Origin of the sequence: Buchananella sp. 14KM1171, from assembly GCF_041380365.1 — a bacterium.
GTDB lineage: Bacteria > Actinomycetota > Actinomycetes > Actinomycetales > Actinomycetaceae > Buchananella > Buchananella felis.
In genome coordinates, this window is the sequence record NZ_CP159981.1 from 455,940 (window position 1) to 469,838 (window position 13,899).

Consider the following 13,899-nt stretch of genomic DNA (forward strand, 5'->3'; position numbering starts at 1 on the left):
ATTTCGACGTTCGCGGCCTCAACTAGACGAATGGCCCCCAATCTCGACGTTTGCCGGGGCTCCATCGTCGAGTTGAACAGCCAAACGTCTAGTTGAAGACCCAAACGTCGAAATCAGAGAGGGCCAGCGCTGGTTCACGGCGCACACCACCGCCACCCCGACGCCTCAGCGGGCCGGCGCCCGCCATCGCCGGTCCACGACCATGCACCCCGACGTCTGAGTGGGCCGGCGCCCGCCAGCGCCCGCCATCGCCGGTCCACGACCCTCCACCGCTCCCGGAAACCCCACGCCCGGACCGGGGAAAAGCCGCTTTTCTTACGCCGCGTCTTCTTAGCGGCTCACAACTTGGACACCCCTATTTACCTGCACTAAGGTGAGGCGTCCCTAACTTCTAACACTTAATTGAAGGATGGTTGCGCTCGACATGACTCGACCTCGCATCTCTCACCGCTTGCCGCTCACGGCACTCCTGAGCGCCCCGCTGCTGTGCGCCGGGCTTCTGCTGCCGCAGGCCGCCCTGGCCGCTCCGGCCGACCAGCCGGACGCCCCCGGCGTGGCCGACGTTCCTCGCACCTCCGGCGAACAGACCGGCCACCTTTTGGACGACGAGGACCTGGGCGGCTCAGGCAACACCTCCGGCACCGAGTCCGGCACCGGCACGGGCGGAGACAACGGCACGGGCAGCGACACCGGCTCCACCTCGGGCAGCGATGAGGAGGAGTCCACCATCGGCCCGGACAAGCCCACCACTCCCCCGCCGGCGGCCCCGGACATCCCGGCGGGCGTGGAGACCGTGGACTCGGCGGAGCGCAAGGTCTGGCTGGGTGAGTTCAGCTCCAGCTTCGGCACGGTGCTGGCGCGCGGCGCGTGCGACGTGACGGGTGACGGCAAGCCGGACGTGATCAGCGGCAACCTGACGCGCTCGGAGTGGAAGTACGACCCGTACTACTGGGACTCCCCGAACAAGGGTTGGGTCAGCAACGTCACCGGCGCGGTGCAGATCGTCCCGGGCGGTACCCCGGGTGCGGCGCTGACTAAGGACAACTCGATCACGATCGTCGGCCCGCGAGACACGGGCGAGGAAGGCGTGGACGCCACGATCGGCCTGTCGGTGGCCTGCCTGGGTGACACGAACGGCGACGGGGTGGATGACCTGGCGGTCGGCTCGCACACGATGGGGCGCGCCTGGGTGCTTAACGGCGGCCCCGGCCTGGCGAGCGTGGACCTGTCCGCGCTCACCCCGGCGCAGGGCTTCACGGTGAAGCTGCCTGCGTTTGGTGCCCCGGCGGCGCACTTGGCGCCGGCTGGTGACGTGAACGGCGACGGCCTGGCTGACCTGGCCGTGGTGCACTCCAACCTGCGCCCGATTACGGGTGCGGCGAAGGACCAGGGCGTGGCTTTCGTGGTGGCGGGCGCTCGCGCCGGCCAGGATGTGGACCTGACTGACCCGCTGGCTGAGAACGCCCGCGTGATCGCCCGCGTGGTGACGCCGCTGGATCACCTGGCCACCTCTTTCACGGCGGTGGGTGATGTGAACAAGGACGGCCGCACGGACTTCGTGCTGACGGACTACAGCCACTCCCGCCAGGAGAACTTTGTGCACGGCCGTGCTTGGCTGCTCACGGGCGTGAAGCCGGGCGCGCGGATCGACCTGGGCCAGGCTTTCGAGGGCGCGGTGATCGAGGCGGTTGGCACTACCTCGCTGCGCCTGGGCATCGGTAACTCGGTGGCGCCGGCCGGCGACGTGGACGGTGACGGCTTCGGTGACTTCGTGATCGGTTTCGACGGCGGCAACCTGATGAACGTGGGGCGCGGTGGCGTGGCGCTGGTGCACGGCAACGCCAGCGTGTCGGCGCAGGTGCGCATTTCCCCGGAGGGCCAGTTGGACGACGTTGCCTCCGCCCTGCGTGTGAATATCGTGCGCGGCGCGGCGGCCGGTGATGGCTTCGGTTACGCGGTGGACGTGCTGCCGGGCGCGAAGGGCACGGGCCTGGTGGCCGTGGGTGCGCAGGGCGCCGAGGGCGGCAATGGCCGCAGCTACGTGTTCCCGCTGAGCGCGTTCAACGCCCCGGTGCGCGGGATCGCGGACCTGGGCGCGGAGGCGACGGTGTTGGAGTCCCCCGGCGCTAAGTCCCGCTCGGGCCGCAGCGTGGCCTTCGTGGGCTCGCTGCTGGGCGGCCCGACCCTGGCCGTGGGTGGCGATGGCGTGATCCACGACGACCTGGGCGGCGACGAGGGCTGGGCCCACGCGGCCCACGTGATGGCCGTGAAGGTCAAGCAGCCGGCCCCGGCGCCCGACCCGCAGACGCCGGGCCAGTCGGGTGGCTCCGAGGGCGGGGCGACGCCTCAGCCCACGGTGAAGCCGACCGCGAAGCCGACCGCTCCCACCCCTGCCGCCACCCAGGCGGCCCCGGCCGCGCAGGCCAAGAAGGGCGGCAAGCAGCTGGCCAAGACCGGTCTGGGCGCCTCCCCGGCGCTGGCTGCGGCGCTGACTGCTGGCGGCTTGGCGCTGCTGGCGCTGCACCGCCGCAACCGGGTCGCCCGGTGACCGGGGGCCCGCGCTGAACGGCGGGTCTGCCCCATAGCACTGGCGGGGGTGGCGGTTCATTGAAATGAACCGCCACCCCCGCCGCTTTGCGTGCCCGCCGCGCCGCCGGGCGCGCAGCTGGAGGGGAGGCAGGGCGGAACGTCGGCCACCAGAAAACCTCACCGCGCACCGGGCGACTCTGGCTGCGGGGCGGGCGGAACGTCGGCCAACCAAAGGCCGCCCAACCGCCGCGCCTACCTGGGCCACTAGCCGGCAATCACCTGGCCGCCCAGCAGCGCCTTCAGGTCAGCAATCAACGGCGTGGAGTTATTCACCTTCAAATCCGGCCCGCACTGCACCAAGAAGGAGCGGCCCGGCTGCGTGATCTCCAACCGCACCGGGGAGGCGCCCGGGTGCTGGCGCAGGATGGCAGAAAGGCGCTCGGCGATGTCCTGGGTGCAACGATTGGCCGGCAGGGTCAGCAGCAGGGGGGCGCCGCCGTCGGCAGTGGCCTCCAAGATCTTCATCTCGTTGGCGTGGACGGAGCGCTCCTCGTCACGCACCGACAGGCGGCCACGCACCGTGATGATCGTGTCCTCCGTCAACATCGTCGAGACCGTCTCATAGGTGCGCGGGAAGAACAGCACGTCAATCGAACCGGTGAGGTCCTCGATCTGCACGATCGCCCACTGGTTGCCCTTCTTGTTCGTCTTCACCGTCTTGCCCGTGATCAGGCCCGCCACCGTCACCTGGCTGCCGTCGCTACCGGCCTCCTCCTCGTGCAGCTCCGAGACCGAGGTGCCCGAGTTGGCGCGGATCACCGCCTCCATGCCGAACAGCGGGTGGTCGGACACGTACAGGCCCAGCATCTCGCGCTCGAAGGTGAGCTTCTCCTTCTTGTCCCACTCCGGCAGGCTCGGCACCGAGGTGGAGAACGTGGGCCCGCCCATCTCCTCCCCGCCCAGGTCGCCAAACAGGTCAAACTGTCCCATCGCCTCGTTGCGCTTAACCGAGATGACCTCGTCAACGAAGTCCTCGTGGCACACCGTCAGCGAGCGGCGCGATGCCCCCAGCTCGTCGAAAGCACCGGCCTTGATCAGCGAAGAAATCGCGCGCTTAGTGCACACCACCGCCGGCACCTTCGCCATGAAGTCGGAGAACGAGGTGTACTCCCCCTTCTCCTGGCGCGCCGCCACGATCGCCTCGACGACGTTCAGGCCCACGTTGCGGATCGCGGACAGGCCAAAGCGGATGTCATCCCCCACCGCCGTGAAGTTCACGCCGGAGAAGTTGACGTCCGGGGGCAGCACGCGCAAGCCCATGTGGCGGCACTCGGCCAGGTAGCCGGCCAGCTTGTCCTTGTTGTCCTTGTTCGCGGTCAACAAGGCCGCCATGTACTCCGCCGGGAAGTGCGCCTTCAGGTAGGCAGTGATGTAGGTGACCAGGCCGTATGCCGCCGAGTGCGCCTTGTTGAACGCGTAGGCGCTAAACGGCACCAGCACGTCCCACAGCTTGTCGATCGCCTCTTCCTTGAAGCCGTTTCGCATCATGCCGGCCTTGAAGTGCACAAACTGCTCGGCAATGACCTCAGGCTTCTTCTTACCCATCGCCTTGCGCAGCACGTCCGCCTCGCCCATCGTGAAGCCGGCCAGCTTCCGGGCGATCTCCATGACCTGCTCTTGGTAGACGATCAGCCCGAACGTCTCAGCCAGCAGCGGCTCCAGCGCCTCGGCCAGATCCGGGTGGATCTGCTCGATCTTCTGCTTGCCGTTCTTACGCAGCGCGTAGTTCGTGTGAGAGTTCGCGCCCATCGGGCCCGGGCGGTACAGGGCACCCACGGCAGAAATGTCCGCAAAACAGTCCGGCTTCATCTGCTTCAGCAGCGTGCGCATGCCCGAGCCGTCCAGCTGGAACAAGCCCAGCGACTCGCCCCGGCCCAGCAGATCGTAGGTCTCCGTGTCGTCCAGCGGCAGGTGGTCGACGTCGGGCACCTCCTTGCCATTCAGCGCGATCAGCTCCAGGGCGTCAGAGATCGTGGTGAGGTTCTTCAGGCCCAAGAAGTCCATCTTCAGCAGGCCCAGCTCCTCGCACTGCGGATAGTCGAACTGAGTGATGATCGCGCCGTCAGCCGGGCGCTTCATCAGCGGCACCACCTCAGCCAACGGGATGCTGGACATGATGACCGCGCAGGCGTGCACGCCCCACTGGCGCGTCATACCCTCCAGGCCGCGCGCCAGCTTGACCACCTCATCCAGGCGCATCGTGCCCTCACCCGAGTTCGCGGCCAGAAACTCGCGGAAGCCCAGCGCCTCGCCGTAGCGCTCGTGCGCTCCCTCGTCCAGCATGCCCGCGATCGGCACATCCTTACCCTGGATGGTGGGCGGCATGGCCTTAGTGAGCTGGTCGCCCACGCTGAAGGGGTGGCCCATCACGCGGGCGGCGTCCTTCAGGGCCTGCTTCGTCTTGATCACGCCGTAGGTGACCACCTGGGCCACGTAGTCGTGGCCGTAGCGGCGCTTGACGTACTCGATCACTTCCTCACGCCGGCGCTCGTCGAAGTCCACGTCGAAGTCCGGCATGGAGACGCGCTCCGGGTTCAAGAAGCGCTCAAAGATCAGGCCGTGCTCCAGCGGGTTCAGGTCCGTGATCCCCAGCGCGTAGGCCACCATCGAGCCCGCGCCCGAGCCACGGCCCGGGCCCACCCGGATGCCCTGCTTCTTGGCCCACTGAATGTAGTCCGCCACCACCAGGAAGTAGCCCGGAAAGCCCATCTTCGTGATGACCTCAACCTCGTACTGCTGCTGCTTGCGGCAGTCGTCCGGGACGCCGGCCGGGAAGCGGCGGTGCATGCCCCGCTCCACTTCCTTCACGAACCACGAGTGCTCGTCCTCGCCCTCCGGGACCGGGAAGCGCGGCATGTAGTTGGCGCCGTCAGAGGTGGTGCGGAAGGAGACATCGCACATCTCCGCCACCAGAAGCGTGTTGTCGCAGGCCTCCGGCAACTCGCGCCAAATGGTGCGCATCTCCTGGCTGGAGCGAATGAAATAGCCATCGCCGTCAAACTTGAAACGATCCGGGTCGCTGATCACCGAGCCGGAGTTGATGCACAGCATCGCGTCCTGCACATCCCGGTCTTCCTTAGTGACGTAGTGGGAGTCGTTCGTGGCCAGCAGCGGGGCGTCCAGCAGCTTGGCGATCTTCAACAGCTCCCGCTGCACGCGCCGCTCGATCTCCAGGCCGTGGTCCATCACCTCCACGAAGAAGTTCTCCTTGCCGAAGATCTCCTGCGTTTCTGCCGCCGCGCGCAAGGCCTCATCCCAGTGGCCCAGGCGCAGGCGAGTCTGCACCTCCCCCGACGGGCAGCCCGTGGTGCCAATCAGGCCCGGCGCGTAGGTCTGCAGCAGCTCCCGGTCGATGCGCGGGTACTTGCCCATCTGGCCCTCCAGGCTGGCCAGCGTGCCCATGCGGAACAGGTTGTGCATGCCCTCGTTGTTGCGCGCCAACAGGGTCATGTGTGTGTAGGTACCGCGGGCGGAAACGTCGTCCTTACGCTGGTCCTCCGTGCCCCACAGCACGCGCTTGTTGTCAAAGCGCGAGGTGCCCGGGGTCACGTACGCCTCCAAGCCGATAATCGGCTTGATCCCGGCCTTCTTCGCCGCCCGATAGAACTCGTAAGCCCCGAACAGGTAGCCGTGGTCCGTGATCGCGATCGCCTGCTGCCCCAGCCGCTTGGCCTCCGCCACCGCCTTGTGGGTCTTGGCCGCACCGTCCAGCAGCGAATAGTCGGTGTGGACGTGGAGGTGCACAAAGTCTGCGTCGGCCATGCCGGCCAGTCTACGGGGCGAGTTGGGCCGGTGCCCGATGCCCCACTCGACTTTTGCGCCTCAGCTCGACGTTCGCGGTCCCAACTCGACGTTCGCGGTCTCAACTCGACGTTTGCCACCTCAACTCGACGTTCGGCACCCCAGCTCGACGTTCGCGGTCTCAACTCGACGTTCGCCACCTCAACTCGACGTTTACACCCCCCGAAACGTCTAAATTCACCTCCCAACGTCGAGATGAAGAACCAAACGTCGAGTCCCACGCCCAACCGTCAGCGCTCAGCCCCGCACCCCAGCCCCCAGACGAAGCCCCACACCCACCCCAGCTCGACGTTCGCCACCTCAACTCGACGTTCGGCACCCCAGCTCGACGTTCGCGAGCTCAACTCGACGTTTGCCAGCTCAACTCGACGTTTGCACCCCCCGAAACGTCTAAATTCACCTCCCAACGTCGAGATGAAGAACCAAACGTCGAGTCCCACGCCCAACCGTCAGCGCTCAGCCCCGCACCCCAGCCCCCAGACGAAGCCCCACACCCACCCCAGCTCGACGTTCGCCACCTCAACTCGACGTTCGCCACCTCAACTCGACGTTCGCCACCTCAACTCGACGTTTACACCCCCCGAAACGTCTAAATTCACCTCCCAACGTCGAGATGAAGAACCAAACGTCGAGTCCCACGCCCAACCGTCAGCGCTCAGCCCCGCACCCCAGCCCCCGGCACCCAGAACCGCGCCGGAGCCCACCACACCGCCCCCAGCCAACTCCCCACCACTCCCGCACCCCAGCACCCAGACGAAGCCCCGCACCCACCACTCCCCCACCCCCAGCATCCGCCCCTCCCCAAGCCCCCGCGTTATCGCAGCCCGTGGAGCCTCCAGGTGCGCGTGCTGGCAGGGGGTGGAACCCACAGCCCGGAGTGGTTGCTGTCCGTGTGGTCCCCTAACCCGGTCTGGGCACCGAGCAGGGACCGGGTTCTGGTGAGGTCATCTAGGTCTCGCCAGCTGAGGCGCACGACGCGCCAGCCTGCGGAGACCAGTGCCGCTTGGCGGTCCACCCATTGTTGCTTGGCGGCTTGGAGCTCGCGCCCGGTGGCCCCGAGTTTGCCGAGCCCGTCGAATTCGACGGCTACGTGCTGGTCTGGCACGGCGAGGTCTAGGTAGTACTTGCGCCCGTCGAGGTGCACGGGGTGCTGGGGAGTTACTTCGCTTGTGGTGAGCCCGGCGAGCAGGTAGAGGGCAGCGCGCTCGCCCACGTTTTCACATTCAGCCGAGGACGCCGCGATTACTCGGGCGGCTCTGCGCGCTCCTCGCATGCCGGCATAGGTTTCGAGGTGTTGCAGGAGGTAGGTGCGTGCCGCTGTTGACCGCTCGGCGAGCTGTTCTCGGGTGTCGGCGCTGCCTGGCCCTGACTGGACCATGAGACGCATTAGCCCGCTGACGGCGACCACCGCTTCGAGCGGGTGTGCTTGGAGCGCCATGTGGAGGGCGACGGTGGCGGGGGTGTCGACCAGCACGCCTCGGCGCTCGACCGGCTTGAATGGGGCTTCTAGGTAGATTTGTGTGGCCCGGGCTGCCGAGACGCAGGTTTCCATTACTTGCACGGCTGGCAGTTCTACGAGCCGTCCCGGGGTTGCCCGCCGTGTCACGACGTCCGGGTTTTCCGTCCACCCATCCACGCCCCACACTGCCATCGCGGACTGTGCGGCGAACACCGGCCGACGTTTCGCTGCCATATCTGTGGCCAGTATTCGTGCCAGGGTTACCTGCCGGCGCAGGTCCCAGGGCGTGCCGTGTTCGTCTTCGGGCCGGAGCCGGAGCCCGTACCCGCGTCTGATTCGCGCTATGCCGTGGGGCCGGCCCGGCTTTTGCTGCTCTGTTTTCATGCGGACGATGTCGGCTTTGGTGATGTCCATTGACCTTGTTTATGCCGCTTTTCCCCTTCGTGCCTGTGCTCGTGCGCGCGGTGCGCACCGGCTGTTTTCCACAGCCCACCGCGCCGCTTGAGGGGTACATGTATTGCCCAGTGGTGCTAGAAGCGTTCTCCCGGCTGGGTTTTCCTGTCGGCGTGTGGAAGTGGTGGCGTCGTTGCTTGCCAGTGATGGCCGACGTTCCACCCGTCCCGTCGCTGGGGATAGTCCCTCCGCGTGGAGGCCCAGAACGTGGTCGACGTTCCCCCCGCACCTTCTCTAAACCGACCCTCGGCGTGTTGGCCTGGGTGGGGCACTCGTCCCTTGTGCTCCGCCTGGTCTTCCTGCTGGCCGACCGTGGAGATCGCGAGGGCGGCGGGCGTTTTCCACAAGGGGTAGATACGGCAACGAGCCCTGGTCTAGGTTCGGTTTATGGAGATCAACCCGACCCAGCAACCGGCAGAGGCCGCCACGGGCCCGGCCCGGCGGGTGGCACCACGGCTTCTCCTTGCCACCCTGGTGGCCCTTCCTCTCACCCTGGCCGCCTGCTCGACCCAAACCGAGCCGCCTCCAGCCCCGCTGCCCATGCCCACGGTCAACACCGCCACACCGTCCGCCGCTGCCTCAGAGTCCGCAGCCGAGGTCAGCCCGGCCCCCACGACGCCGCAGCCACAGGAGATAGAACCACCAGTCCCCTCCGACGTCGCCCAAGAAAACAGTTTCGACGGCGCCGAGGCCTACGCCTACTTCCTCTTCCAAGCCTGGTGGTACCTCATCAACACCCACGACATCGACTGGTGGGACACCAACATCCCCGACTGCGAATGGAAAACCCAGAAACGGGACGAGGCCGCTGATGCCCTCCAAGCAGATGTAATTGACCATCTTCCGCCACTTCTTCCAGAGACCACCGAGAGAGCTGTCAACGAGTTAAACGCATCCGAGTACCAAATCAGGATGCGGAGCCCGTTTGGTCCGCTTGAGCGCACCTTGCCTGACGGTGAGCTAGAAGTCCTCGAAGACAAAGGGACACTAGAGCTTACGGCCCACTTGCTCTATGACTCCGAGAGTTGGCGTTTAGTCAGAGCTTCCATCGTAAGGGTGGGAGAACGATGAAGCGCTTCATTGGACTGGCAACTATGCTCCCCGGCATCATGTTGCCCTTAGACTGGATCGACGAGGTCTCCGGCCAGCAAGAATCAGACGGTATTTCGATTGAATGGAAGATCGAAGACGTATCAACCTCGGGGGCAACCGATAATCCGATCGTGGCGCTTCCTGTGCCGTCTGCGATTCCTACGACTCCGCATTACTTGTGTGAGTTTGAGGACCCGGCCGAGTGCATGTGGGACTACGGGGAAAAACGCCGCTTGCCCCGCCCGACCCCCAGCCAGGCACCCGAGGTGGACTGGACCAGAGCGGTGACCATCCGGGAGGTCGAGTCCATCAACTTCGCCCCACCCGCAGTGATCATGTGGCCCAACACTGGCGACGTACTCATCAACCTACCCACCCCCGTGATGACCGACGCGGGTGAGCGCATCTACACCCTGCAGTTCACCACCGCCGACATCCAAGTACGCGCCACCCCGTTCGAGTACACCTGGGACTTTGGCGACGGCACGATCGAGACCGTGGACCACCCCGGCCTGCCCGACCCCCAGGCCACCTACAAACACCAATACCTCACCCGCGCCGCCAAGAACCGCATCACCCTGACCACCACCTGGAGTGCTGAGTTCCTCCACCCCCGCACCGGGGCCTGGATCCCCATCGAAGGCAGCGTGCAAACCCTCAGCTACTCGCGCTGGTTCACCCAGAAAATGGCCGTGCCCTTCCTGACCGACGAAGCCGAAAAACTAGACGGCCACTAAACCACCCCTGCTAGTCGTACCCGGCCCACTTCTACTCCCGTGGCATGGATGACTTCCTCACCCAGCCCTGCCCCTGGGCCGGTGCCTCCGCGTGGACCCCTGAGCATGAACGACGCCGCACCCACCCCCTGCTCTGAACAGGCCCCTCCGCGTGGAGGCCCAGACACCTGGAACTGGCTTACCGGGATACCCTGCACAACCGCCCCCTCCGCGTGGAAGCCCAGAGCACGAACGACGTTCCGCCCGCACCCTCTCTAAACCGGCCCTCGGCGTGTTGGCGTTGGGGTGGGGCGCTCGTCCCTTGTTCTTCACCTGGTCCTTCAGGTGACCGGCGGTGGAGATCGTGAGGGCGGTGGGTGTTTTCCACAAGTGGTAGATACGGCAACGAGCCCTGGTCTAGGTTCGATTCATGGAGATCAACCCGACCCAGCAACCGGCAATGGCCGCCACGGGCCCGGCCCGGCGGGCAGCACGCAGGTTGTTCCTTGCCACCCTGGTGGCCCTTCCCCTCACCCTGGCCGCCTGCTCTACCCAAACCAAGCCACCGCCAGCCCCGCTGCCCATGCCCAGCGTCAACACCGCCACACCGTCCGCCGCTGCCTCAGAGTCCGCAGCCGAGGCCAGCCCGACCCCCACGACGCCGCAGCCACAGGAGATAGAACCACCAGTCCCCTCCGACGTCGCCCAAGAAAACAGTTTCGACGGCGCCGAGGCCTACGCCTACTTCCTCTTCCAAGCCTGGTGGTACCTCATCAACACCCACGACATCGACTGGTGGGACACCAACATCCCCGAATGTGGCTGGAAGAGCGAGATGCGCGCCAAAGCAGCTAATCAGATAGATGAGGCAATCACAGACGAGCTAGCCCAGTTCACGCCGTACGTCTTCGATTCTCGAGTCAACCCAGACGACCCGAACGAGTTCATGGTGACGATGCGGGCTGACATCGCCGAGATTTACTCGATTGACGCTCAAGGAACGCGGACGGTGTCAGTAGAGGCTGAGACCCACGAACTCGTTGCCCGGCTCCTGTTTGACCAAGGCGAATGGCGCACAGTAGCAGTCGTAAACCACGAAGCGGGACACGAATGATGAAGGCGAGCCTCCCGATCTTGCTCACTTTCATGCTCCCGATTTCGCTGGGAGTTGACCAGTGGGACGGAACAGCAGACTCCGAGGGCGTTTCTGTCGAGGTTTCAACAGACTGGGGCGTGAAACCAGATCTCCCTGGGGATTTTCCAGGTTCTGCCCCGATCGCGGCTTTGCCTGTGCCGTCTGTGGTTCCTACTAGGCCGCATTACTTGTGTGAGTTTGAGGACCCGACCGAGTGCATGTGGGACTACGGGGAAAAACGCCGCCTGCCCCGCCCGTCCCCCAGCCAGGCACCCGAGGTGGACTGGACCAGAGCGGTGACCATCCGGGAGGTCGAGTCCATCAACTTCGCCCCACCCGCAGTGATCATGTGGCCCAACACCGGCGACGTACTCATAAACCTACCCACCCCGGTAATGACCGACGCGGGTGAGCGGATCTACACCCTGCAGTTCACCACCGCCGACATCCAAGTACGCGCCACCCCGTTCGAATACACCTGGGACTTTGGCGACGGCACGGTAGAGACCGTGGACCACCCAGGCCTGCCCGACCCCCAGGCCACCTACAAACACCAATACCTCACCCGGGCAGCCAAGAACCGCATCACCCTGACCACTTCCTGGCGCGCCGAGTTCCTCCACCCCCGCACCGGGGCCTGGATCCCCATCGAAGGCAGCGTGCAAACCGTCAGCTACTCGCGCTGGTTCACCCAGAAAATGGCCGTGCCCTTCCTGACCGACGAAGCCGAAAAACTAGCCGGCCACTAACCCCACCCCCACCCCTTGTTGTTCTCGCCCCCTGCCGTGGTGAAGCTCTAGTCGCCCACAGCGATGGCGGGGCGTTGATGGAGGCAGGAAATCATGCAGGCCAACCAAACCAGTACCCAAGTCTCGGCGTGCTCGATCGCGCGCAGGTGGGTGGCACGCGGGCTTTTCCTTGCCACCCTGGTGCCCCTTCCCCTCACCCTGGCCGCGTGCTCGACCCAAACCGACCATCCCCCAGCCCCGCCGCCCATGCCCAGCGTGAACACCACGGCGCCGGCGAGCAGCCAGCCCTCCGACCAATCCACCCAGGCAACACCGGTCCCCAGCGGCCCTAGCCAGACACCGCTCTTGCCGGAACAGATACAGGCGCCCGTCCCCTCGGACGTAGCGCTGGAGGACAGCGCCGACGGTGCCGAGGCCTACGCCTACTTCCTCTTCCAAGCCTGGTGGTACCTCATCAACACCCACGACATCCACTGGTGGGACACCAACATCCCCAACTGCGAATGGAAGACGAAGATACGCGACTCTGCGCTATACCTAATCGAAAGCGAGACTCTCAGCGAGACAGCTGCGATTACCCCACAAGTGATCAGCCGAAAAGTAAACCTTGAGAACACAAGCGAGTTTGAAATAACCCTACACGCCGACGTTAGCGACATATACAGCGTGACTAAGGACGGCACCAGGAGTGTAGCATCTCCGGGGGAGACATACGAATTAATCGCACATCTCCTGCACAACGGCGATTCATGGGACGCAATAGCCATTGTGACCCGAGGGGCAGATGATCCCAAGTGATTACCCTAGCCCTCGCGTTCATACTAGCGCTTTTGCCTCATGTCGACAATTCAGACATTTGGAAAGTCGCGACAACAGACAATGGGGTTGAAGTATCACCCTCCCCCGTTTGGCAGGCTATCCCTAGCATTATAGACAATCCATCAAACGACACCCAGATCGCGGCACTTCCGGTGCCGTCTGCAGTTCCGTCTACTCCGCATCATTTGTGTGAGTTTGAGAACCTGAATGGTTGTTTATGGGAATAAAGCAAGAAACGGCAGTTGCCACTGTCGCACGCCAAAGTGAGGTTAGATTCATGCACCACAAACTCACTTCCACCAGGACAAGCCCGCTGGCGCCAACGGGCGGGTCTAGCCACCGCAAGCCTTCCCCCGGGACATTCCTGACACTCTTGGCTGCGATCCCGCTCCTGCTGGCCGCGTGTTCAGCCGACCCCAACTCAGAGCCCGCTTCCCCGTCCACTACCCAAGCCACGGCGCTGACCAACGAACAGGCGCCTTCAGCGATGAAGGCAAGCCCCACTCCATCCCAAGCGCCATCCTCGTCTAGCCCAACGGCTGCAACCTCGCCGCACCCCTCAACAACGATCCAGCCGCCCGTCCCCTCGGACGTAGCGCTGGAAAACAGTTTCGACGGTGCCGAGGCCTACGCCCACTTCCTCTTCCAAGCCTGGTGGTACCTCATCAACACCCACAACATCGAATGGTGGGATGAAAACTTCCCCGATTGCGAGTGGAAACAGCAAATGCGGGACACGGCCGTAGATAAAATCGAAAAGGGCGTGACAAACGAGCTATCTGCATTCACTCCCCGCATAGTTGATTCACGAATGAATCCCGATAACCACAGCGAGTTTGTGGTGACTCTCCAAGCGGACCTCGGCGCTATTTTCACGTTAGATCGCGATGGGAATAAGACGACTTCAGTACCTCCCGAGACCCACCAGTTTGCTGTTCGCTTACTCTTCAGTGGCGACGCATGGGACGTAGTCGCACTCGTCAATAAGGAAGCGCCGGGCCAGACTCGCTGATGTTCCCCCGGCCGAACGCACCCAGACACAGCCCCTTCCTGGTGATGGGTGCCATAGCGCCACGGCCCGCACGG

The 13,899-nt window shown here is 64.8% G+C and carries 9 protein-coding genes; 7 read left to right on the forward strand and 2 right to left on the reverse strand.

Translation table 11 applies throughout. The features are described from left to right. The first annotated feature begins 424 nt into the window (after positions 1 to 424). Complete coding sequence (locus tag ABYF38_RS01835; protein ID WP_371152429.1) at positions 425 to 2,548, forward strand: FG-GAP repeat domain-containing protein; 2,124 nt, start codon at positions 425 to 427, stop codon at positions 2,546 to 2,548. A 245-nt stretch (positions 2,549 to 2,793) separates the two neighbouring features. Here the strand turns inward: ABYF38_RS01835 and dnaE are convergent, their stop codons facing one another. Both dnaE and ABYF38_RS01845 read right to left on the reverse strand, forming a co-directional pair. Further along, on the reverse strand, positions 2,794 to 6,351 hold the full coding sequence (gene dnaE, locus ABYF38_RS01840) for a DNA polymerase III subunit alpha (protein WP_371152430.1): 3,558 nt from the start codon (positions 6,349 to 6,351) through the stop codon (positions 2,794 to 2,796). An 853-nt stretch (positions 6,352 to 7,204) separates the two neighbouring features. Beyond that, complete coding sequence (locus ABYF38_RS01845) at positions 7,205 to 8,263, reverse strand: hypothetical protein (protein WP_371152431.1); 1,059 nt, start codon at positions 8,261 to 8,263, stop codon at positions 7,205 to 7,207. A gap of 426 nt (positions 8,264 to 8,689) precedes the next feature. Here ABYF38_RS01845 and ABYF38_RS01850 point away from each other — a divergent pair, with 426 nt between their 5' ends. From ABYF38_RS01850 to ABYF38_RS01875, 6 genes are all read left to right on the forward strand, one after another. Further along, positions 8,690 to 9,373 carry a DUF6318 family protein gene (locus ABYF38_RS01850; protein WP_371152432.1) on the forward strand — a complete coding sequence of 228 codons (684 nt, stop codon included), beginning with the start codon at positions 8,690 to 8,692 and terminating at the stop codon, positions 9,371 to 9,373. Further along, positions 9,370 to 10,131: a hypothetical protein gene (locus ABYF38_RS01855; RefSeq protein ID WP_371152433.1), complete on the forward strand. Its 762-nt coding sequence runs from the start codon at positions 9,370 to 9,372 to the stop codon at positions 10,129 to 10,131. Before ABYF38_RS01850 ends, ABYF38_RS01855 begins: the two co-directional genes overlap by 4 nt. A gap of 409 nt (positions 10,132 to 10,540) precedes the next feature. Then, the gene (locus ABYF38_RS01860; protein WP_371152434.1) at positions 10,541 to 11,224 is read left to right on the forward strand and encodes a DUF6318 family protein; all 684 of its coding nucleotides are present in this window, start codon (positions 10,541 to 10,543) and stop codon (positions 11,222 to 11,224) included. A gap of 209 nt (positions 11,225 to 11,433) precedes the next feature. Next, on the forward strand, positions 11,434 to 11,994 hold the full coding sequence (locus tag ABYF38_RS01865; protein ID WP_371152435.1) for a hypothetical protein: 561 nt from the start codon (positions 11,434 to 11,436) through the stop codon (positions 11,992 to 11,994). Between the two features lie 345 nt (positions 11,995 to 12,339). Continuing rightward, the gene (locus tag ABYF38_RS01870; protein WP_371152436.1) at positions 12,340 to 12,792 is read left to right on the forward strand and encodes a hypothetical protein; all 453 of its coding nucleotides are present in this window, start codon (positions 12,340 to 12,342) and stop codon (positions 12,790 to 12,792) included. Positions 12,793 to 13,186: 394 nt separating this feature from the next. Continuing rightward, positions 13,187 to 13,825 carry a DUF6318 family protein gene (locus ABYF38_RS01875; protein WP_371152437.1) on the forward strand — a complete coding sequence of 213 codons (639 nt, stop codon included), beginning with the start codon at positions 13,187 to 13,189 and terminating at the stop codon, positions 13,823 to 13,825. The last annotated feature ends 74 nt before the right edge of the window (positions 13,826 to 13,899 follow it).